The sequence below is a fragment of the Allobosea sp. P4_H5 genome, assembly GCF_056400825.1.
In genome coordinates this window covers 80,211-98,347 of record NZ_JBFUKM010000010.1, presented here as the reverse complement: position 1 = coordinate 98,347, position 18,137 = coordinate 80,211, and the positions used below count along the sequence as shown (strand labels likewise).

17 protein-coding genes are annotated in these 18,137 nt (G+C 67.2%); 6 read left to right on the top strand and 11 right to left on the bottom strand.

Features of this window, described 5'->3' with window-relative positions; translation table 11 throughout:
- Positions 1 to 11: 11 nt before the first annotated feature.
- Positions 12 to 1,913 carry a bifunctional 5-dehydro-2-deoxygluconokinase/5-dehydro-2-deoxyphosphogluconate aldolase gene (locus AC1DS0_RS20600; RefSeq protein ID WP_476816152.1) on the bottom strand — a complete coding sequence of 634 codons (1,902 nt, stop codon included), beginning with the start codon at positions 1,911 to 1,913 and terminating at the stop codon, positions 12 to 14.
- Positions 1,906 to 2,754: a MurR/RpiR family transcriptional regulator gene (locus tag AC1DS0_RS20595; protein ID WP_476816151.1), complete on the bottom strand. Its 849-nt coding sequence runs from the start codon at positions 2,752 to 2,754 to the stop codon at positions 1,906 to 1,908. The genes AC1DS0_RS20600 and AC1DS0_RS20595 overlap by 8 nt, the downstream gene beginning before the upstream one ends.
- 123 nt (positions 2,755 to 2,877) lie before the next feature.
- On the opposite strand from AC1DS0_RS20595, the gene AC1DS0_RS20590 reads away from it, so the two are divergent.
- The 6 genes from AC1DS0_RS20590 (at position 2,878) to AC1DS0_RS20565 (ending at position 9,942) form a co-directional block, all read left to right on the top strand.
- Entirely contained in the window at positions 2,878 to 3,678 is an 801-nt protein-coding gene (locus tag AC1DS0_RS20590; RefSeq protein ID WP_476816150.1) for an SDR family oxidoreductase, read from the top strand.
- A 36-nt stretch (positions 3,679 to 3,714) separates the two neighbouring features.
- Entirely contained in the window at positions 3,715 to 4,716 is a 1,002-nt protein-coding gene (gene iolG, locus AC1DS0_RS20585; protein WP_476816149.1) for an inositol 2-dehydrogenase, read from the top strand.
- The gene (locus AC1DS0_RS20580) at positions 4,716 to 5,516 is read left to right on the top strand and encodes an inositol monophosphatase family protein (RefSeq protein WP_476816148.1); all 801 of its coding nucleotides are present in this window, start codon (positions 4,716 to 4,718) and stop codon (positions 5,514 to 5,516) included. The genes iolG and AC1DS0_RS20580 overlap by 1 nt, the downstream gene beginning before the upstream one ends.
- Positions 5,517 to 5,584: 68 nt before the next feature.
- Positions 5,585 to 6,622, top strand: a complete 1,038-nt coding sequence (locus AC1DS0_RS20575; RefSeq protein ID WP_476816147.1) for an ABC transporter substrate-binding protein — start codon at positions 5,585 to 5,587, stop codon at positions 6,620 to 6,622.
- A gap of 56 nt (positions 6,623 to 6,678) precedes the next feature.
- Positions 6,679 to 8,865, top strand: a complete 2,187-nt coding sequence (locus tag AC1DS0_RS20570; protein ID WP_476816146.1) for an ABC transporter permease — start codon at positions 6,679 to 6,681, stop codon at positions 8,863 to 8,865.
- 15 nt (positions 8,866 to 8,880) lie between these two features.
- Positions 8,881 to 9,942, top strand: coding sequence for an ABC transporter ATP-binding protein (locus AC1DS0_RS20565; protein ID WP_476816145.1), 1,062 nt, complete (start codon positions 8,881 to 8,883; stop codon positions 9,940 to 9,942).
- An 18-nt stretch (positions 9,943 to 9,960) separates the two neighbouring features.
- Here the strand turns inward: AC1DS0_RS20565 and AC1DS0_RS20560 are convergent, their stop codons facing one another.
- The 9 genes from AC1DS0_RS20560 to AC1DS0_RS20520 are packed head-to-tail and all read right to left on the bottom strand — an operon-like array spanning position 9,961 to position 18,128.
- The gene (locus AC1DS0_RS20560; protein WP_476816144.1) at positions 9,961 to 10,845 is read right to left on the bottom strand and encodes a MipA/OmpV family protein; all 885 of its coding nucleotides are present in this window, start codon (positions 10,843 to 10,845) and stop codon (positions 9,961 to 9,963) included.
- Positions 10,846 to 10,868: 23 nt separating this feature from the next.
- Positions 10,869 to 12,245, bottom strand: coding sequence for a sigma-54-dependent transcriptional regulator (locus AC1DS0_RS20555; protein ID WP_476816143.1), 1,377 nt, complete (start codon positions 12,243 to 12,245; stop codon positions 10,869 to 10,871).
- Positions 12,242 to 13,969, bottom strand: coding sequence for a sensor histidine kinase (locus tag AC1DS0_RS20550; RefSeq protein ID WP_476816142.1), 1,728 nt, complete (start codon positions 13,967 to 13,969; stop codon positions 12,242 to 12,244). The genes AC1DS0_RS20555 and AC1DS0_RS20550 overlap by 4 nt, the downstream gene beginning before the upstream one ends.
- 40 nt (positions 13,970 to 14,009) lie before the next feature.
- Positions 14,010 to 14,444 carry a DUF2147 domain-containing protein gene (locus tag AC1DS0_RS20545; protein WP_476816141.1) on the bottom strand — a complete coding sequence of 145 codons (435 nt, stop codon included), beginning with the start codon at positions 14,442 to 14,444 and terminating at the stop codon, positions 14,010 to 14,012.
- Complete coding sequence (locus AC1DS0_RS20540; protein ID WP_476816140.1) at positions 14,441 to 14,833, bottom strand: DMT family transporter; 393 nt, start codon at positions 14,831 to 14,833, stop codon at positions 14,441 to 14,443. Before AC1DS0_RS20540 ends, AC1DS0_RS20545 begins: the two co-directional genes overlap by 4 nt.
- A complete protein-coding gene (locus AC1DS0_RS20535) occupies positions 14,830 to 15,990 on the bottom strand; it encodes a GNAT family N-acetyltransferase (protein ID WP_476816139.1) in 1,161 nt (386 codons plus the stop codon). Before AC1DS0_RS20535 ends, AC1DS0_RS20540 begins: the two co-directional genes overlap by 4 nt.
- Positions 15,987 to 16,832, bottom strand: a complete 846-nt coding sequence (locus AC1DS0_RS20530; RefSeq protein WP_476816138.1) for an alpha/beta hydrolase — start codon at positions 16,830 to 16,832, stop codon at positions 15,987 to 15,989. The genes AC1DS0_RS20535 and AC1DS0_RS20530 overlap by 4 nt, the downstream gene beginning before the upstream one ends.
- Positions 16,833 to 16,845: 13 nt before the next feature.
- Positions 16,846 to 17,208: an EamA family transporter gene (locus tag AC1DS0_RS20525; RefSeq protein ID WP_159650120.1), complete on the bottom strand. Its 363-nt coding sequence runs from the start codon at positions 17,206 to 17,208 to the stop codon at positions 16,846 to 16,848.
- Positions 17,205 to 18,128, bottom strand: coding sequence for an arginase family protein (locus AC1DS0_RS20520; protein WP_476816137.1), 924 nt, complete (start codon positions 18,126 to 18,128; stop codon positions 17,205 to 17,207). Before AC1DS0_RS20520 ends, AC1DS0_RS20525 begins: the two co-directional genes overlap by 4 nt.
- Positions 18,129 to 18,137: the final 9 nt, after the last annotated feature.

Sequence of the window (18,137 nt, the reverse complement as noted above, 5' to 3'; positions counted from 1 at the left end):
TCGCAATCTCCTCAGCGCGCTTGCCAGGCGTCGACCAGCCGGCCGAAGCGCCCGGCCATCATCGCGGTCGCGGCCTCGTCGTCGAGCGCGCCCGCAAGCCAGCCGCGCGCCGCCTCGCCGAAGATGGAGCGCCCGACAGCAAAACCCTTCACCGTCTTCGCGGTCTGCGCCAGCCTGAAGGCCTGCTCCAGTTCCGGCAATGGCGCATCAAGGCCGAGCAACACGACACCGCGGCAATAGGGATCGTTCTCGGCGATCGCGGCATCGACGCCAGCCCAGGCTGCCGCGCTCGGCTGTCCCTCCAGCTTCCACCAGTCCGGCTTGATGCCGATTTCGTAGAGCCGGCGCATGACACTCGCCATGGTGTCGTCGCCGACCACCCCATTTTTCGAGCAGATGATTTCGACCAGCAATTCGCGGCCGACCTGTCGGCAAGCGAGCGCGACGCGCTTCAGTGTCGCTTCCTGCTCGGCCTTCAGCGCCGCATCGTCGTCGGGATGATAGAAGGCCAGCACCTTGACGACATGGTCGACCGGCCATTCGTTCAGCACCGCCCCGAGCGAACCATCCGCATCGGTTTCGAGCCTGAGCGGCCGCGAACCCGGCACTTCCAGCGGCCGTGCCACCCAGAAGCCGTGATCCCCAGCTCGGAACAGCGCCTCGCGGCCATGGCGCCCGTCGAGCAGCATGCCGAAGCCCTCAGCCCCCTTGGCGATCCGCGCCGCGGCATCGACGGCGAGCCGCTTGAAGAGCTGGATGCGCTCGCGCGGCACGCCGGCCTCATCCGCCATCGCCTCGACCTGGGAGCGGTGGTCGATGGCGAGCGCCATCAGCGTCGGCGCCTGTGGCCGGCGCGTCGTCGCCCAATGGACATGGTTGATCGCCACGTCATGGCGCAGCGCCCGGTGCGGCGAGCCATGCTTCAGGAAGAATTGCAGCTCTGCGAAGGTCGGGCTCTCCGGCGAACAGAGCAGGCGCGAGACGGCGAAGGCGCCACAGGCATTGGCCCATGTGCAGCAGGTCTCGATCGGCTGGTCGCTGAGATAACCGCGCAGGAAGCCGGACATGAAGGCATCACCCGCCCCCAGGACATTATAGACCTCGACCGGGAAGCCCGGCCCCTTGATACCGTCCTCGATCGAGGCGGGGATGGCCCCCGGGAACACCACGCAACCCATCGGCCCGCGCTTGCAGACGATCGTCGCCTTGCTCAGCGCGCGGATATGGCGGATCGCGGCGAGCGTGTCCTCCGAGCCGCCGGCGGCGTGCAATTCCTCCTCGGTGCCGACGATCAGGTCGCACTCCGGCAGGATCGCCTGGAGATGCTGGGTGACGCTGTCCGAGCGGATATAGCGCTCCTCGCCCGCGCCGTGCCCGGCCAGCCCCCAGAGATTGGGCCGGTAGTCGACGTCGAACACGACCTTGCGGCCATGCTTGCGAGCGAGCGCGATCGCTTTGCGCTGCGCCTTGGCGGCGTTGGGAATGGCGAAATGCGTGCCGGTGACGACGACTGCCTTGGCCGAGGCGATGAAGGCCTCGTCGATCTCGCTTTCGTCGAGCGCCGCATCGGCGCAATCGGTGCGGTAGAAGATCAGCGGGAAGGTCTTCTCGTCGCGCACGCCGAGGATCACGAGCGAGGTCAGGCGCTTGGGATCGACGACGACGCCTTTGGTCTCGACGCCCTCGCGCTGCAGCTGCTCCAGGATGAAGCGGCCCATCTGCTCGTCGCCGACGCGAGTGATCACCGCCGATTTCAGGCCGAGCCGGGCCGTGCCGATCGCGATATTGGTCGGGCAGCCGCCGACCGCCTTGGAGAACGAGGCCATGTCCTCAAGCCGGCCGCCGATCTGCTGGCCGTAAAGATCGACCGAGGAGCGGCCGATCGAGATCAGGTCGAGCACGGGTTCAGGCATCGGGACGGGCTTTCTCGGCGGTGCCGACGGCGAGCGTCATGGCGAGTGCGAAGGTGGCCGACATCGAGCGGAAGGCGCCGTAATCGGCCTCCTCGACCTCGAGCCACAGGGAACAATGCTGGGCGAGCGGGCTGAGCGCACTGTCGGTGATCGCGATCACCGGGATGCCCTTGGCGTGGGCCTGCGCCGCCATCGCGACCGTCGCCGGCGTATAGGGTGCGCAGCTGACGGCGACGACGACGTCGCCCTGGCGCGCGATCGCCGCCTGCTCGGGCCCGAGCGCAGCGATATTGTCGACCAGCACAGCACGGATGCCGAGCTTGCCGAAGGCGTAGGCGAGATAGGACACCACCGCGAACATCCGGCGCGCGCCGATGAGGATGATCGTCTCCGCCCCGGCGAGCAGGTCGGTCGCCCTGTCGACGTCATGATGTTTCACGGTCGATTGCAGCCGCGTCAGCGAGCTGCGGCTGGCCTCGACGAAACCGTCGAGCAGCACCTGCGCCATATTCGGCCCCGCCGCGCCCTCGTCGCGCAAGGCCGCCACTCGGTCGCGATAGTCCGGGAATTGCTGGCGCAGCCGCGAGCGGAAAAGCTGCTGCAATTCGCTGAAGCCGGAATAGTCGAGCGCCTGGGCGAAGCGCACCAATGTCGAGGCCTGCACGCCGGCTTGCTGCGCCACCTGCGCGGCGGTGCTGAGCGCCATATCGTCGGGATTGGCGAGTGCGTAATCGGCGACCTGCCGCAGCCGTTTCGGCAGGCTCGGCCCGCGCTCGCGCAGCAGGGCGACGAAGCCGTCGAAATCGTCCTTTGGCGTTTCCTGTTGCAGTGGCGATGTCATCGGGAACAGGGGCTCTCGCGGCCTTGACTTGCGCCGCCAGAGAATGGAATGTTTGTTCCATTAGTCAAGCGCAATAAAAATAATGTGCCATTGTGACAGTGGCGCTCCCAGGGAGAGACCGAGTTGTCTGAGCCAACCGACTTTCGCCGCGACCTCGACGGCAAGGTCGCCGTCGTCACCGGCGGCAGCCAGGGCCTGGGCGAGGCGATCGCCCGGGAATTCGCCACGCGCGGCGCCTCAGGCCTCGTGCTCACCGGCCGCAATCGCGAGCGTGGCGAAGCGGTCGCCAACAGCCTGAAGGCCTCCGGCTGCAACGCCCTCTTCCACGCCGCTGACCTTGCCGATCTCGACGCGGTCCGCGGAATCGTCCCGGCCGCGGAGAAAGCTTTCGGCCGGCTCGACATCCTCGTCAATGCGGCCGGCGACACCGACCGCGGCACGATCTTCGACACCAGCCCCGAGCTCTACGCCCGGATCATGGCGGTCAACCTGACCGCTCCCTTCTTCCTGATCCAGGACGCCGCGACCCTGATGCGCAAGCAGGGCATCCAGGGCGCGATCGTCAACATCCAGTCGATGTCGGCCCATGGCGGCCAGCCTTTCCTGTCCGCCTACAGCGTCTCGAAGGGCGCGCTGGCGACGCTGACCAAGAACGCCGCCTATGGGCTCCTGTCGGATCGCATCCGCGTCAACGGCCTCAATATCGGCTGGATGGCGACGCCCGGCGAGGACGCGATCATGCGACTGCGCCATGATGCGCAGGATGGCTGGCTTGAGAAGGCGCAGGCCGGCCGTCCCTTCGGCCGCCTGATCGATCCACGCGAGGTCGCCAAGGCCGTCGCCTATCTGGCGTCATCCGAATCGGGGTTGATGACCGGCGCCAATGTCGACTTCGACCAGACCATTCTCGGCGCGCACGACTGAGGCGCCGGAGCACTCTCGAACTGCAGGACCACGGACGTGATGAGATTTGGATTGCTGGGCGCCGGCCGGATCGGGCGCATTCACGGGCTCAACGTCGCGGCGCGCTCCGATGCGCAGCTGGTCGTGCTCTCCGACGCGTCCGCCGAGGCTGCCGCCTCCCTCGCCCAGGCCTCCGGCGCCAAGGTCGCGACGACCGACGCGATCCTCGCCGACGGCGGCATCGACGCCGTGGTGATCTGCACGCCGACCGACACCCATGCCGACCTGATCGAGGCCGCCGTCTCAGCCGGCAAGGCCGTGTTCTGCGAGAAGCCGGTCGATCTCGACGCCGGCCGCATCCGCCGCTGCCTCGAGGTGGTCTCGAAGTCCGGCAAGCCGCTGATGATCGGCTTCAACCGCCGCTTCGATCCGAACTTCGCCGCTCTCGAAGGCCGCCTGCGCGCCGGGGAAGCCGGCGCGATCGAGATCGTCAGCGTGATCTCGCGTGACCCCGGTCCGCCGCCGGTCGAATACGTCAAGCGCTCGGGCGGGCTCTTCCGGGACATGATGATCCATGATTTCGACATGGCCCGCTTCCTCCTCGCCGAGGAGCCGGTCGAGGTCTTCGCGCTTGGTTCGGCCCTGGTCGACCCGGCGATCGGCCAGGCCGGCGATGTCGACACCGCCGCCGTGCTGATGCGCACCGCGAGCGGGCGCATTGCCCAGATCTCGAATTCGCGCCGTGCCACCTATGGCTACGACCAGCGCATCGAGGTGCACGGCTCCAAGGGCATGCTGCGCGCCGGCAACATCCACGAGACCACAGTGGAGATCGCGACCGGCGCCGGCTTCCGCGCCGATCCCGTGCAGAACTTCTTCCTGGAGCGCTACGCCGCCGCCTATCGCGCCGAGCTCGATGCCTTCATCAGCGCCTGCCGCGACAAGCGCGCGCCCTCGCCCTCCGGGCTCGACGGCTTGAAGGCGCAGATCCTGGCCGATGCCGCGACCGAATCCCGTCGCACCGGCAAGCCGGTTGCCGTCTCGCTCGAGGCGCTGTGATGACGCCTGCTGAACTCGACCTGCGCCAATATGCGGTCCTCGGCCTCGTCGATGAGGCAAGCCGGCTGGCGCTCGGCTATTTCAGCCGCAAGGACAGCCTCGGCGTCAGCATGAAGGGCGCGCAGGACTGGCTCACCGTCGCCGACGGCGCGGTCGAGGTCTTCCTGCGCGAGCGCCTCGCCGTGCTGTTTCCGGATGATGCCGTGATCGGCGAGGAGGGTGGCGGCGAAGCAGCCGATGCGGTCTGGATCATCGATCCGATCGACGGCACCTCGAACTTTGCCCGCGGCGACCGCACCTGGTGCATCTCGATCGGCCTCTTGCTCAACGGCATTCCCGAGATCGGCATCATCTCGGCACCAGCCCTCGGTGAGGTCTATCTCGGCCGCCGCGGCCGCGGCGCGACCATGAATGGCGAGCCGATCAAGGTATCCGGCACGGCCGACATCCACCGTGCCTATCTCGAATTCGGCTGGTCGACCCGCATTCCCAATGAGGATTATCTCGCCACGGTCGGGCGCGGCTTCGCCGCCGGCGCCTCGGTCAAGCGCTCGGGCTCGGGCGCGCTCGGCCTCTGCCATGTCGCGATCGGCCGCACCGAAGCCTATGCCGAACTGCACATCAACGCCTGGGACGTCGCCGCCGGACTGGTGATCGCGACCGAGGCCGGCGCCGACATCAACGACTTCTTCAAAGGCGATGCGATCAAGGCCGGCAACCCGGTGCTATGCTGCACCCCGGAGCTGACGGCCGAGCTGGAACGCATCACCGGGATAGTAAGCCGGCACAGGGATCGTTGATCTTTTCGAACGAACGGTCACTATCGACCCAACAAGAACAAGTCAGAACCAAAAATCGGGAGGAAGATATGCAGAAACACCATTGGCTTCGCGCCGGGCTGTTGGCGGCCGCTGCGAGCGCGGCCTTCGCCGCTGCTCCGGCCCAGGCCCAGGGCTCGCTCGTCATGTATTGCGGCGTGCAGGAGGAGTGGTGCCGCGCCATGAGCGGCGCCTTCGAGAAGGAGAGCGGCATCAAGGTCGCGATGACCCGCAAGTCCGCCGGCGAAATCTACGCCCAGCTCAAGGCGGAATCGTCCAATCCGCGCGGCGACATCTGGTGGGGCGGCACCGGCGACCCACATCTGCAGGCAGCCGAAGAAGGCCTGACGCAGGACTATGAATCGCCCGCCAACAAGGACCTGCACGAATGGGCGCTGGCGCAGTGGGAAGCCGCCAAGAAGCGTTCGGTCGGCATTTATGCCGGCGCGCTCGGCTTCGGCTACAACACCCAGCAGATCAAGGCCAAGGGCCTCGCCGAGCCCAAATGCTGGGCCGACCTGCTCGATCCCAAGCTGAAGGACGACGTCCAGGTCGCCGACCCCAACTCCTCGGGCACCGCCTACAACCTGCTCGCCACGGTCGTGCAGCTGATGGGCGAGGACAAGGGCTTCGACTATCTCAGGGCGCTACACAAGAACATCAGCCAGTACACCAAGTCGGGCGCCGCCCCGGCCAAGGCGGCGAGCCTCGGCGAGACCGCCGTCGGCATCGTCTTCATCCATGACGCCGTCGTCTTCGCCGTGCAGGGCGACCCGATCAAGGCCGTCGCCCCCTGCGAGGGCACCGGCTACGAGATCGGCTCGATGTCGATCGTCAAGGGCGCGCGCAATCTCGACAACGCCAAGAAGTTCTACGACTGGGCGCTGACCCCGGCGGCACAGGCGCTCGCCGCGCCGGCCAAGTCCTATCAGGTGCCGTCGAACAAGAACGCGCCGGTTCCGGCCCAGGCGCCGAAGATGTCGGACATGAAGCTGATCAAGTACGACTTCGTCAAATACGGCTCCTCGGCCGAGCGCGTCCGGCTGCTGACGAAGTGGGACAAGGAGATCAAGGCGCTGCCGAAGTGAGCCGTCCAAGTAAGCGCATCCTGACCGCTGACATCTGAGACGAGAGGCGAGAGACGATGCGTCCCGCGACGAGGCTTGCGCTGCTGGCCGGTTGGCTCGGCTATGCACTCATCCCCTGGTATCTGCCCGAGGGGATGAGCCTTTCCGGCTATCCGTTCGGCAAGGCCGGCACGGCGCTGGCGCTCGTGCTCTCGGGGGCGGCGCCATGGCTCCTGCCGGTCGGCATCGCCCTTCTCCTCGCCAGCCTGCTTAGCCTCCGGCAGGAGAATGCCGGCACCGGCAAGCTCCTGGCCTGGATCGGCGTTGCCGGCCTCGCAGTCTTCTTCGCCCAGGGCTTTGCCGTCACGCTCAAGGACCAGGGCATGCCGGCGCTGGCTGCCCTGCTCGGCGGCAGCGGCGCCGTCCAGCCCGGCATGGGCTTCGGCGCGCTCGTCACCCTCGTCTCATTGCTCCTGCTGCTCTGCCACGGCCTCGCCTATCGCGGCCTGTGCCGTGGCGACCTCTTCACCACGTCCTCGATCGGCATCGTCATCATGCTGATCGTCACCTTCATCTTCCTGCCGGTCGCAGTGATCCTGCGCAGCGCTCTGGTCGATTCCAGCGGCGCCCTCGTCCTCGGCGAGTTCATCGAGCGCCTGTTCTCTTCGACGATCTGGGGGCTGGGCTGCCTCAGCGCCAACACCAATTGCGGCGTCGCCTGGAACACGCTGGTTCTGGCGGTGCTGACCGGCCTGATCACCACTCTGCTCGGCCTCGCCTGCGCGCTGCTGATCCTGCGCACCGGCATGCCCGGCAAGCGGGCCATGCGCCTGCTCACCGTGCTGCCGATCATCACGCCGCCCTTCGTCATCGGCCTCGCGCTGATCTTGCTCTTCGGCCGTTCCGGCCTGTTCTCGACGCTGATGTTCGACTGGTTCGGCATTCCGCGCTCGCGCTGGATCTACGGCCTGCCCGGCGTGCTGCTCGCCCAGGTCCTCGCCTTCGCACCGATCGCCTTCCTGGTGCTGATCGGCGTCGTGCAGGGCATCGCGCCGAGCCTGGAGGAAGCCTCGCAGACGCTCGGCGCCAAGCGCTGGACGACCTTCCGCACAGTGACCTGGCCTCTGTTGCGGCCCGGCCTCGCCAATGCCTTCCTGCTCGGCTTCGTCGAGAGCATGGCCGATTTCGGCAATCCGCTGGTGCTCGGCGGCAATTTCGAGGTGCTCTCGACCAAGATCTTCTTCGCCGTGGTCGGCGCCGCGCATAACCAGGGCCAGGCAGCGGTGCTCGCCATCGTCCTGCTCGGCTTCACGCTCGCCGCCTTCTGGGCGCAGCAATACTGGCTCGGCGGCAAGTCCTACACCACCGTCACCGGCAAGGGCGATTCCGGCCTGCCGACGCCGCTGCCGCGCCGGATCACCTGGATTTCGGCTCTTGTGATCGTGCCCTGGGTGGCGCTGACTGCTGTCATCTACGTCGTCATTCTGATGGGCGGCTTCGTGAAGACGATGGGGCGCGACCACACCCCGACGCTGCAGCACTACATCACCGGCTTCTCGATCGATTTCAGCCGCGGGCTCTATTTCGACGGCTCGGCCTGGCCGTCCTTCTTCACCACGCTGAAGCTCGCGGCGATCTCGGCGCCGCTGACCGCGATCATCGGCCTGCTCACCGCCTATCTCCTGACGCGCCAGCGCTTCGCCGGCCGCGGCATGCTGGAATTTGCGACCATGCTGAGCTTCGCCATCCCCGGCACGGTGCTCGGCGTCGCCTATATCCTCGCCTTCAACGTGCCGCCGGTCGAGATCACCGGCACCGGGTTGATCCTGATCATCGCCTTCGTCTTCCGCAACATGCCGGTCGGGGTGCGCTCCGGCATCGCTGGGCTGTCGCAGATCGACAAGAGCCTGGACGAGGCTTCGGCGACGCTGTCGGCCCGCAGCTTCACCACGCTCTGGCGGGTGGTGCTGCCGCTGCTGCGCCCGGCCCTCGTCGCCGCGCTGATCTACAGCTTCGTGCGCAGCATGACGACGGTCAGCGCCGTGATCTTCCTGGTCTCGGCCGAGTACAATCTCGCCACCGCCTATATCGTCGGCCGCGTCGAGGCCGGCGAGTTCGGCCTCGCCATCGCCTATTCCTCGGTGCTGATCGTGGTGATGGCGATCGGTATCAGCCTGATCCAGCTCGGCGTCGGCGAGCGCAAGCTCGGCCGGCGCAGCACCACGCCCGCCCTCGCCTCCTCCGCCGCCGAGCCGATCAAGTAAGGATACGTTGCAGCCATGCCCAAGGCCGGCCCCGCCTCAGTCGAGTTCCGCAATGTCAGCATGCGCTATGGCGCGGTGACGGCGGTCGACAATGTCAGCTTCTCGATCGAGGCGGGCAAGCTCGTCACGCTGCTCGGCCCCTCCGGCTGCGGCAAGACCACGACGCTGCGCATGATCGCCGGGCTGGAGATCGCCAGCGAGGGCCAGATCCTGATTGGCGACAAGGACGTCACCCGGCTCTCCGCCGCCGATCGCGACGTCAGCATGGTCTTCCAGTCCTATGCGCTCTTCCCGCATATGAACGTGCTGGAGAATGCCGCCTACGGCCCGACCGTGAAGGGCCTGTCCAAGGCCAAGGCGCAGGAAATGGCGCTGGAGAAACTGGCGCTGGTCGGCCTCAAGGGTTTCGAGAAGCGTTTTCCCTCGGAGCTCTCAGGCGGCCAGCAGCAGCGCGTCGCCGTCGCCCGCGCCCTCGTGCTGGAACCGCAGGTCTTGCTCTTCGACGAGCCGCTCTCCAATCTCGACGCCAAGCTGCGCCGCCGCGTACGCGAGGAGATCCGCGAGCTGCAGCAGGCGCTCAACCTCACCGTCGCCTATGTCACGCACGATCAGGAGGAGGCGCTCGCCGTCTCCGACCGCATCATCGTGATGTCGAATGCCCGCATCGCCCAGCAGGGCACGCCGCGCCAGCTCTACGAGGAACCCGCCGACGCCTTCGTCGCCGACTTCATCGGCGATGCCAACATGGTCGACGTCACCGTGAAATCAGTTGCCGACGGGCGTGCAGAAGTGGCGATCGGGCCGGCCAGCGTCTCATTGCCGGCGCGCGGCCTGCAACCGGGACCCGCCAAGGCAGCGATCAGGCCGCAGAGCCTCCTGGTCTCGCGCCATGAAAGCCAGGGCGCGCTGCCGGGCAATGTCCGCAAATGCGCTTATCTCGGCAACCATCTCGACCTGATGATCGAGACCGCCGTGGGCGAGCTCTTCGTCATCAGTCACGATGTCGACGACATGCTGCTGCCAGGCACGCCGGTCTGGCTCTCCTTCGCCAGCTCGGGCGTGATCCTGGTGCCCTGAGCGCCCGCCGGTCGGCCTTCAGCCGCCGATGTTGAAGGAATAGCTCGCGCCGATGCCGACCGAGAACTGGTTACGCTGCCCCAGCTTGTCGACCAGCGGCGAGTTGCCCGCGTCCCCGACCAGCCGGTCGTAGCGGGCGAACAGCGTGGTCGAGAAGCTCGGCGACCACGCATATTCCAGCGACGAGGCCAGGCCGACCGATTTGGCGCCGGCGCCGGGCTTGTAGGCGGAAATCGTGCCGTTGAGCGCAGCCTCTCCCGGCAGGACGCCGAAGTTCCGGCGCATATAGGAGGCGCTGCCGAGCGAGGCGCGCGGGCCGACGGCGAAGGTGAAGGCGCCGAAGCGCTCGACCCAATCGGCCGAGAAATCGGCGACCACGCCATGATGGCCGTTGAAGCCCTGGCGGACCTCGACGCGGGTGCGCAGCCGCTCGGGAATGACCCAGTATTCGGCGAAGACGCCGGCCTCGATCGCCCAGGGCACGTCGCGCATGCCCAGAAGCCGGATGCTCGAACCCGAATAGCGGCCGGAGCGATAGGCGCCGACAACGCCGACATCGAAGCGATCGGTGTCGTAGATGGCGTAGTCCAGGCTGTCGTCGGGCGCACTGAACCCGGCCGGCTCGCCGACGCGGCGCCAGGACAGCGACGGCATGAAGGACGGTCCGGCGGAGTTTGCCCCGTCATATTTCGGGCCGACCTGGAAGGAGCCGCCCAGCGTGATGATCCAGCCCTTGGCCGGCGTCGGATCGGTCAGGACCCGCTTGGTGTCGTCATCGTCGTCATCGTCATTGGCGCGCACTGCCCCGTTCGAGAGGACGAGCAGCGCGGCGATCCCAGCCAGGACGGCGACAGGCCGGCGCCGGCCGCGGGCTGGGCGTTCGTGACGTACGAGAGAAAGCATGGAGGTAGGCATCCCGTGAGTCGTCAGTCCGCAATCGCGCGGCCCAGCCTAATACCGAGTTTCTTAATGCGGTGCCAAAGGCTTCTTTCCGCTATGCCTAGCAATTTCGCAGCCCTGACCTGCACGCCGTCGCTGCGCCTCAGCGCCTCGAGGATGAAATCGCGCTCGATCCGCTCGAGCTCGGCGTCGAGATCGCGCGGCAAGCTGTCGCGATCGCCCCGGCGCGTGGCGTTGAACAGATCCTGCGGCAGGTCGGCAGCATCGATCGTCGGCGCCTTGGCGACGATCACCGCCCTTTCGATGCAGTTGTGCAGCTCGCGGATGTTTCCCGGCCAGTCATAGGTGGTCATCGCGGCCAGGGCGGCCGGCGAGAATCCGCTCGCTCGCTTGCCCATCGCTTCAGCGAGCTCGGCCAGGAAATGCGTGGCCAGCAGCGGGACGTCGTCGGCGCGGTCACGCAGCGGCGGCAGCACGATCGGGAAGACGTTGAGCCTGTAGAACAAGTCCTCGCGGAAGCTGCCCTTGTCGACGGCCTGGCGCATGTCCTTGTGCGTCGCCGCGACCAGCCTGACGTCGACCGTCTGGGTCCGGGTCGCGCCGACCGGCTCGAAGCTGCGCTCCTGGATCACCCGCAGCAGCTTGGCCTGGATCGGCAGCGGCATGTCGCCGATCTCGTCGAGGAAGAGCGTGCCGCCATCGGCCGCGGCGAAGCGCCCGGTGCGGTTGGCGAGCGCCCCGGTGAAGGCCCCCTTCACATGGCCAAAGAGCTCGCTTTCCAGCAGGGCCTCGGGAATCGCCGCGCAGTTGACCGCGATGAAGGGCTTGTCGCGTCGCGGGCTGTTGAAGTGGATCGCCTTGGCGACCAGCTCCTTGCCGGTGCCGCTCTCGCCGTTGAGCAGCACGGTCGCCTTCGTCTCGCAGACCTCGGTGACCTGCTCGATCACGCGACGGAACGAGGCGCTGTTGCCGACCAGCGTGTCGAAGCTGTAGCGGCCTTCGAGCTCGCTGCGCAGCCTTTCATTGTCGCGCACCACATCGGCGAGGCGCAGCGCCCGCCTGATCGTGGCCGAGACGTCGTCGATTTCGAAAGGCTTGGCGATGTAGTCGAACGCGCCCTCCTTGACGAGATCGACCGCGTCGCGCACCGCCGCGAAGGCGGTGATGATGATGACCGGCACCTCCGGCCAGCGGCTGCGGACCTCGCGCAGCAGCGCGCGCCCGTCCATCACCGGCAGTCTGAGATCGGTCAGCACCAGGTCGAAGCGCGCCTGTTCGAGCTCGCCAAGTGCAGCGCGCGCACTGTGGACGGCCGTCGCGCGGAAGCCGAGATCCTCCAGCGCTGCCGCCAGCACGTCGGCGAGCCGCACCTCGTCGTCGACGACCAGGATGGAATGGCTCATGCCGGCGCTCCCGGTTTCGCCCGCGGCAACGCGATGGTGAAGGCCGCGCCGCGCCCCGGCTCGCAGACGCAGGTGGCGCTGCCGCCGTGGGCTTCCGCCACGGTCTGCACCTTGGCGAGCCCAAGCCCGGTGCCCTTCGCCTTGGTGGTGAAGAACGGGTTGAAGATCTCCGGACGGATCGCGTCCGGCACGCCTGCGCCTTCGTCGCTGATCGTCAGCGAGACGCTCTCGCCGGTAGCGCGCACGCTGGCCTGGATCGTCCCCCCATCCGGCATCGCGTCGATCGCGTTGAGGACGAGGTTGAGGCAGGCTTGGTAAAGCTGGTCGGGGTCGCCGAGGACGGTCGCACCGCCACTGGAATCATCGACCGAGAGCTCGATCTTCTGGCGGGAGAACTCGGGCGCCGCGATGGCCGCGACACGATCGATCACCGCGCGCAAGGGGAGCTCGACCTTCGCCGGCGGCTTGGGCTGGGCGAAATCGAGGAAGTCGCGGACCAGCGTCTCGATGCGGCGTACCTCATCGATGACATAGCCGAGCATCTTCTCTTCGGCATTGCCGAGCTTGGCGCGGTTGCGGACGACCTCCGTCGAGGTTTTGATGATCCCGAGCGGGTTGCGCACCTCATGGGCGATCACCATCGCCGCCTGCCCGAGCGCCGAGAGCCGGTCCTTTCGCCTGAGCTCGGCCTCGAGCTCCTGCAGCTTGCCGAGCTGCTCGGCCATGCCGTTGAAGCCGGTGGCGAGCTCGACGATCTCGCGCCCACCGCCCGCCGAGACGCGCTGGCCGAAATCCCCGGCCGCGATCGCACGCACGCCATGGGTCAAAGCGCGCAAGGGGCGCACCAGCAGATCCGAAGTCAGGATACCGACGACGATCGAGATCGCGCTGCCGAGCAGGAAGATGCCGAGGAACAGGCTCTCACGGCCAAGCTGCTCGAAGAATCCCGCCTCGCTGCGCATGCCGATGAAGCTGATCGCCGCGAGCTGGCCGTCGATGCCGCGCAACCCCGCATAGACGGCGCGATAGGCGCCGCCATCGGCATCGGAGTCGAAGATCCCGTCCTCCCCGGCCTCCAATCTTGCCCGTATGGCCGCAGGCACGACGGCCGCGCGGTCGGAATGCGTCTGCATCACCAGTTCGGGCTTGCCGTCGAACAGGGCAAAGAAGCGGATCTCCAGCGCCGTCACCACCTTGATGCCGCCGAAGGAGCTTTCATCGAGCCAGGTCCCGACCAGGAGATTGGCCGGCTGGCCGCCGATCTGCAAGGCCTGGACGGCGCCCGCCATGATCCAGCGCTTGCCGTCGGTCTCGATGCGGAACAGGCCGAGGCTGGTCTCGGTCGGCAGTGGGGTGAGGCTGCTGAAATCGCGTGTCTTGAACAGCACCTCGCCACCCGGGCGATAGATCGCGATCAGGTCGTAGCCGACCGAGTTCAGCACCGCAAACTCGCGCTCGACGGTCTTCTGCATCTTCTGGTCGCTGCTCGACTGCTCGAGCCGATGCCCGATCACGCCGGCGACGCGCTGCGCCTCCTGCGTCGCCTCGGCGATCTCGAGCGCGAAGAAGCGCGAGGTATCGCCGAGCCATTGCTCGACATTGTCCTCGAAGGCATCCGAGATCAGCCTGGCGGCGATGAAGGTGGAGGCCAGCATCGCCGGCACGCTGACCAGCATGAAGCCGATCACCAGCCTGAACCTGAGCGATGCCATCCGCGTCGACATGCCGGATCTCGTTTCCCTCACCTCCGGCCGCCGGCCACCGTCATGGCTGCCGCGACCAGGTGTCGTCGTCGCAGATCAGACCACCGAGCACGCAGCCGCGCATGACGAGGCTTCGGGCGGAAGCCAGTTCGAGCGTCGTGCGATAGGTCTTGCCGTCGGCGGGATTGTAGCCCTCGCCTTCAAGCCCGCCTTTCGCGGCCGGCTTGAAGCCGGAGAGCACCTGGATGCCCATCAGCGAGCGCTTCCGCAGTCCCTCATTGGGATTGTAGATGTCGAAGCGTTCCTCTTTCAGCCAGACGATCTTGCCGCATAATGCCGGGCCGCAGCGGCTGATGGCGATCTCGGACTCGCCGTCCGAATCGCGCCAGCGCCCGACGATGTCGGTCATCGGATCGGCAAGGGCCGGCTGCGCCGCCATCAGGGTAGCGGCCATCAGCGAGGCCAGGCCAAGTCCAAGGCCAACTCCACGTCTCATTCGTCACCCCCGAGCAGGAACACGCCTGCAATGATCAGCGCGATTCCGCCTGCGCGAACCAGATCGATGTGTTCGTCGAAGGTGAACCAGGCGAACAGCGGAACTGTGACATAGACCAGTCCCGTCATCGGGAAGGCACGGCTGAGCGGCATGTCGCGCAGGATTACCATCCAGACGACAAAGACGCCGATATAGCCGAGTATCGCGACCCAAACGCCCGGCAGCGACACCGCCTTCGCCATCATGGCGAGGCCGAACTCCATGTCGCCGATCCCGTCAGCGCCCCATTTGAAGGCGAGCTGCGTGGCGGTGTCGAGCACGATGAAGGCGAGCCAGATCGCCAGCTGGCGACCCCATGCATTGCTAGCCGGTGGCGAGATGCTGCTCATGCGGCCTTCTTTCGGGCGATTGCGGCAAGATCGGGGTCGAAGCGCTCGAAGCCGAGCCAGGGACTCAACGACCGCAGCGCCCATTGCAGCGGCGCGAGCCGGTGCCGGACCTGCAAGGTCGACGGCACCAGCCGGCTGCCAAAGCGCAGCTTCGAGGCATAGGCCGTCTGGCCACTCTGGAGCTTGTGGATGCCGCGCTCCAGGCAGAAGCGGACATTTACCATCCAGCTCACGGCATAGAGATTATGCTCGCGGGCCAGCGGGTAGCGCATGCCCAGGAACTTGTCGATCACCCGGTCGGACTCGACCAGCAGCAGGTTGAAGGCGGCAAGCTCCTCGCCGATCCAGTAGAGCACGAACACTGCCCGCTCGCCGAGCGCGCGCGAGACCGCGCCGAAATAGCCGGGCGGCAGCACTTCGAGATCGCCATAATCGAGCCCGCTCTGGGCCCGCGTCGCCTCGTAGAGCGCGTCGATCGTCGGCTCCAGCCCGGTGATGTCGGTATGGAAGGCGATGCGCACCTCCCCCGCCTTGGCGAGCTTGCGCCTGATGTCCTTGCGCGTCGCCGCCGAGAGCGCGGCGAGATAGCCGGACTCGTCCTTGAAAGGCAGGTCGAGCAGCGCGACCGGCAGGCTGCCGAGCCGGGCGAAGCCGGCCTGCTTCAGGACGCCGCCGAAGCCCTCTTCCTCGGCCGGCGCCAGGTCCTTCCAGACCACGAGATGGACCCTCTCCTCGGCGGCCTGCCGCTCCAGCGCGGCTGAGAGCACCCGGAAGGCGGCGCCACGCCCGGCGGCATCGAGCTTCGGCGAGAAGCCGAGATGGCAGCGCTCGGCATAGGGCGAGCCGACGCAGAGCACCTTCAGGGTGACAAGCCCCGGCACATGGCGGAACAGGGCGTCGCCGAAGCTCCTGAGCTTGCCCTGCAGCGGCGTGTCGAGCCGGTAGTTCAACCGGAAAAACGGTGCCACCACGACGACCTCGCCGTCAGATTCCGCACAGGCGGCCGCCATGCGCAAGCCGACGCCGGTCTGCGCGGCGACCGCGTCGCAGGCGGTGTAATAGGCATGGCATTCGGCCTCGCCGGGCAGGCAGCCGTCCCAGGCGGCAGCGGAGATATCCGCGATGCCGGCCAGGATACGGCCTTCGGGCGTGCTCATTCGGCTGCCACGACACGCAGCGGCGCCACCGGGCGGTGGGCCTTGGCAAGCCGCGAAGCCAGCGCCAGCGAGCGCTCGATCACGATGTCATGCTGCTGGTCGATCGTGACGAGGTGATAGCTGTCGTCGAGGATCACCGCATCGACCAGCCCGCCGAGCTTGCGCTGGATCTCGAAGGCGTTCCTGAGGTCGGCGATATCGTCTTCGCGCGGATGGACCAGCAGGGCCGGACATTTGACCTGTGGGAGCTCGCGGCGAGTGATCGCGATCAGGTCCCACATCTGCTTCAGCGCGCCGGAAGGGGTGCCGAGCAGGCCGGCGGTCGAGCTGTCGCCGCTCGTCAGCGACGAGACCACAAGAGCGCGGGAGCGGGTGTCCTTCAACCCATAGGGTTCGCGCTCGACGAAGCTGTAGCGCCGCCCGAACGGCGTGTTGATGAACCATTTCAGCAGGAAGGCATAACGCGGGATCGACCAGCCATCGTACCAGAAGGTCGGCGCGTAGAGCGCGAGCCCATCGACCTCTTTCGGGCGCTGGGCGGCAACATGCATCGCCAGCACCGCGCCCATGGAGAGCCCGCCGACGATCACCGTGTCGCAGATCTCGCGCATGCGCTCGAGCTCGTCGAACACACTCTGCGTCCAGTCACGCCAACCGGTGGCGAGGATCTCCGCCTCCCCGGCGCAATGCCCGGCGAGCTGCGGGCAGTGCACGGTATGGCCGGCCCGGTGCAGCGCACGGGCGACGAAGCGCAGCTCGACCGGCGTGCCGCCGAGGCCGTGGATGAGCAGGAAGCCGGTGCGGTCCCCGGCGAGGCGGACGCTGAAATCGCGTTTGGTCATCGGAACATGTCCGTCAGGCTGTTCTGGCGACGATGATGACGCCGCAAGTGATGAGGAAGGAGCCGAGCCATTGCCGCCGGCCGACGCGCTCGCCGAGGAAGACGGCGCTGGCCAGGGAAATGGCGAGGAAGTTGGCGCTGGCGATCGGAAAGGCGATCGAGAGCGGCACTTCCGCCAGGATACGCAGCCAGATGAAGAACTCGGCGACATAGGTCGCGAGCCCGGCGGTGATCCAGCCGCAGCGTGCCACCGCCGCCGCCGTGGCCCGGAAATCGGCGCCCTGCGGCAGCCGGTCGGCGCCGATCTTGAAGAAGATCTGGCCGGCGACGTCGCAGATGATCGACGCCACGAACCAGAGGATGATCGTCGTATTCATGACAGCACCCGCTGGAAGCAGTCGATCAGGCTCGCATTGATGCGGGCATTGACGGAGAGTTGCTCGGGCGTCGGCCTGAAGCGCGGCGGATGGTCGAAATAGGCGAGCGTCGCGCGGAAGGGGTCGCTGAAGCGCGGCTCCGACCAGTCGCCGCAGACATCGGTACCGACGATCCGGCGCTCGCTTGCCAGCCGCTCGACCGCCGCGAGGAGATGGCGCAGCGGCAATTCGCCCTGGTCCCAATTGGTGCAGGCTTCACCCGGCCCGAGCACGTCCTTGTCGATCGTCAGCCAGACGGCAGACGTCGGGATCGCCGCGACCAGCTCGTCGAGGAAATCCGACCAATCCTCTCCGGCGAGGTTGCGCCAATGCAGATGTCCGCTCTCCTGGCGAAAGCTCGCGGTCTTGCCATAGCGTCCCCACACCCGCGAGGGCTCATGCCGCCAGGGATAGAGCGCGATCCGCCCCTCGGCCACGGCCCGGAGATTGGCGAACTGCCATTCCGGGCGCACGAGATCGTCGCTGCACGGGCCGATCGTCACGACCTTGCGAACCTGCGGCAGCTCCAGCGCCCGGTTGACCCAGGCGCCGCAGTTCACCGTGGCGGGGAAGCTGACCCAGTCGGGATGGTTGTCGAAATGCACGACCGTGACCGGTTCCTCGACGCGGCTCAGCAGGACCGAGGTGACGTGATGGAAATCGCCGGAGCCGTAGAAGAAGACGGGCACGCCCTTCCCTTCGCCGTCGCGTTGGCCAAGGCGCCCCAGCAGCTCGGCCTTGGCCCGGCGGCTCGCGACGATGCGCATGGCGCCGGCGAGGTCGGCAGCCTCGATGCACGCGGCCGTGCCGGCGTCGATGCGCCGGCGCAGCGGCTCCTGCGCCGCCACGCTACCGTCGAGGTCGATCACGCGCAGGCGCAAGGCCCGTCT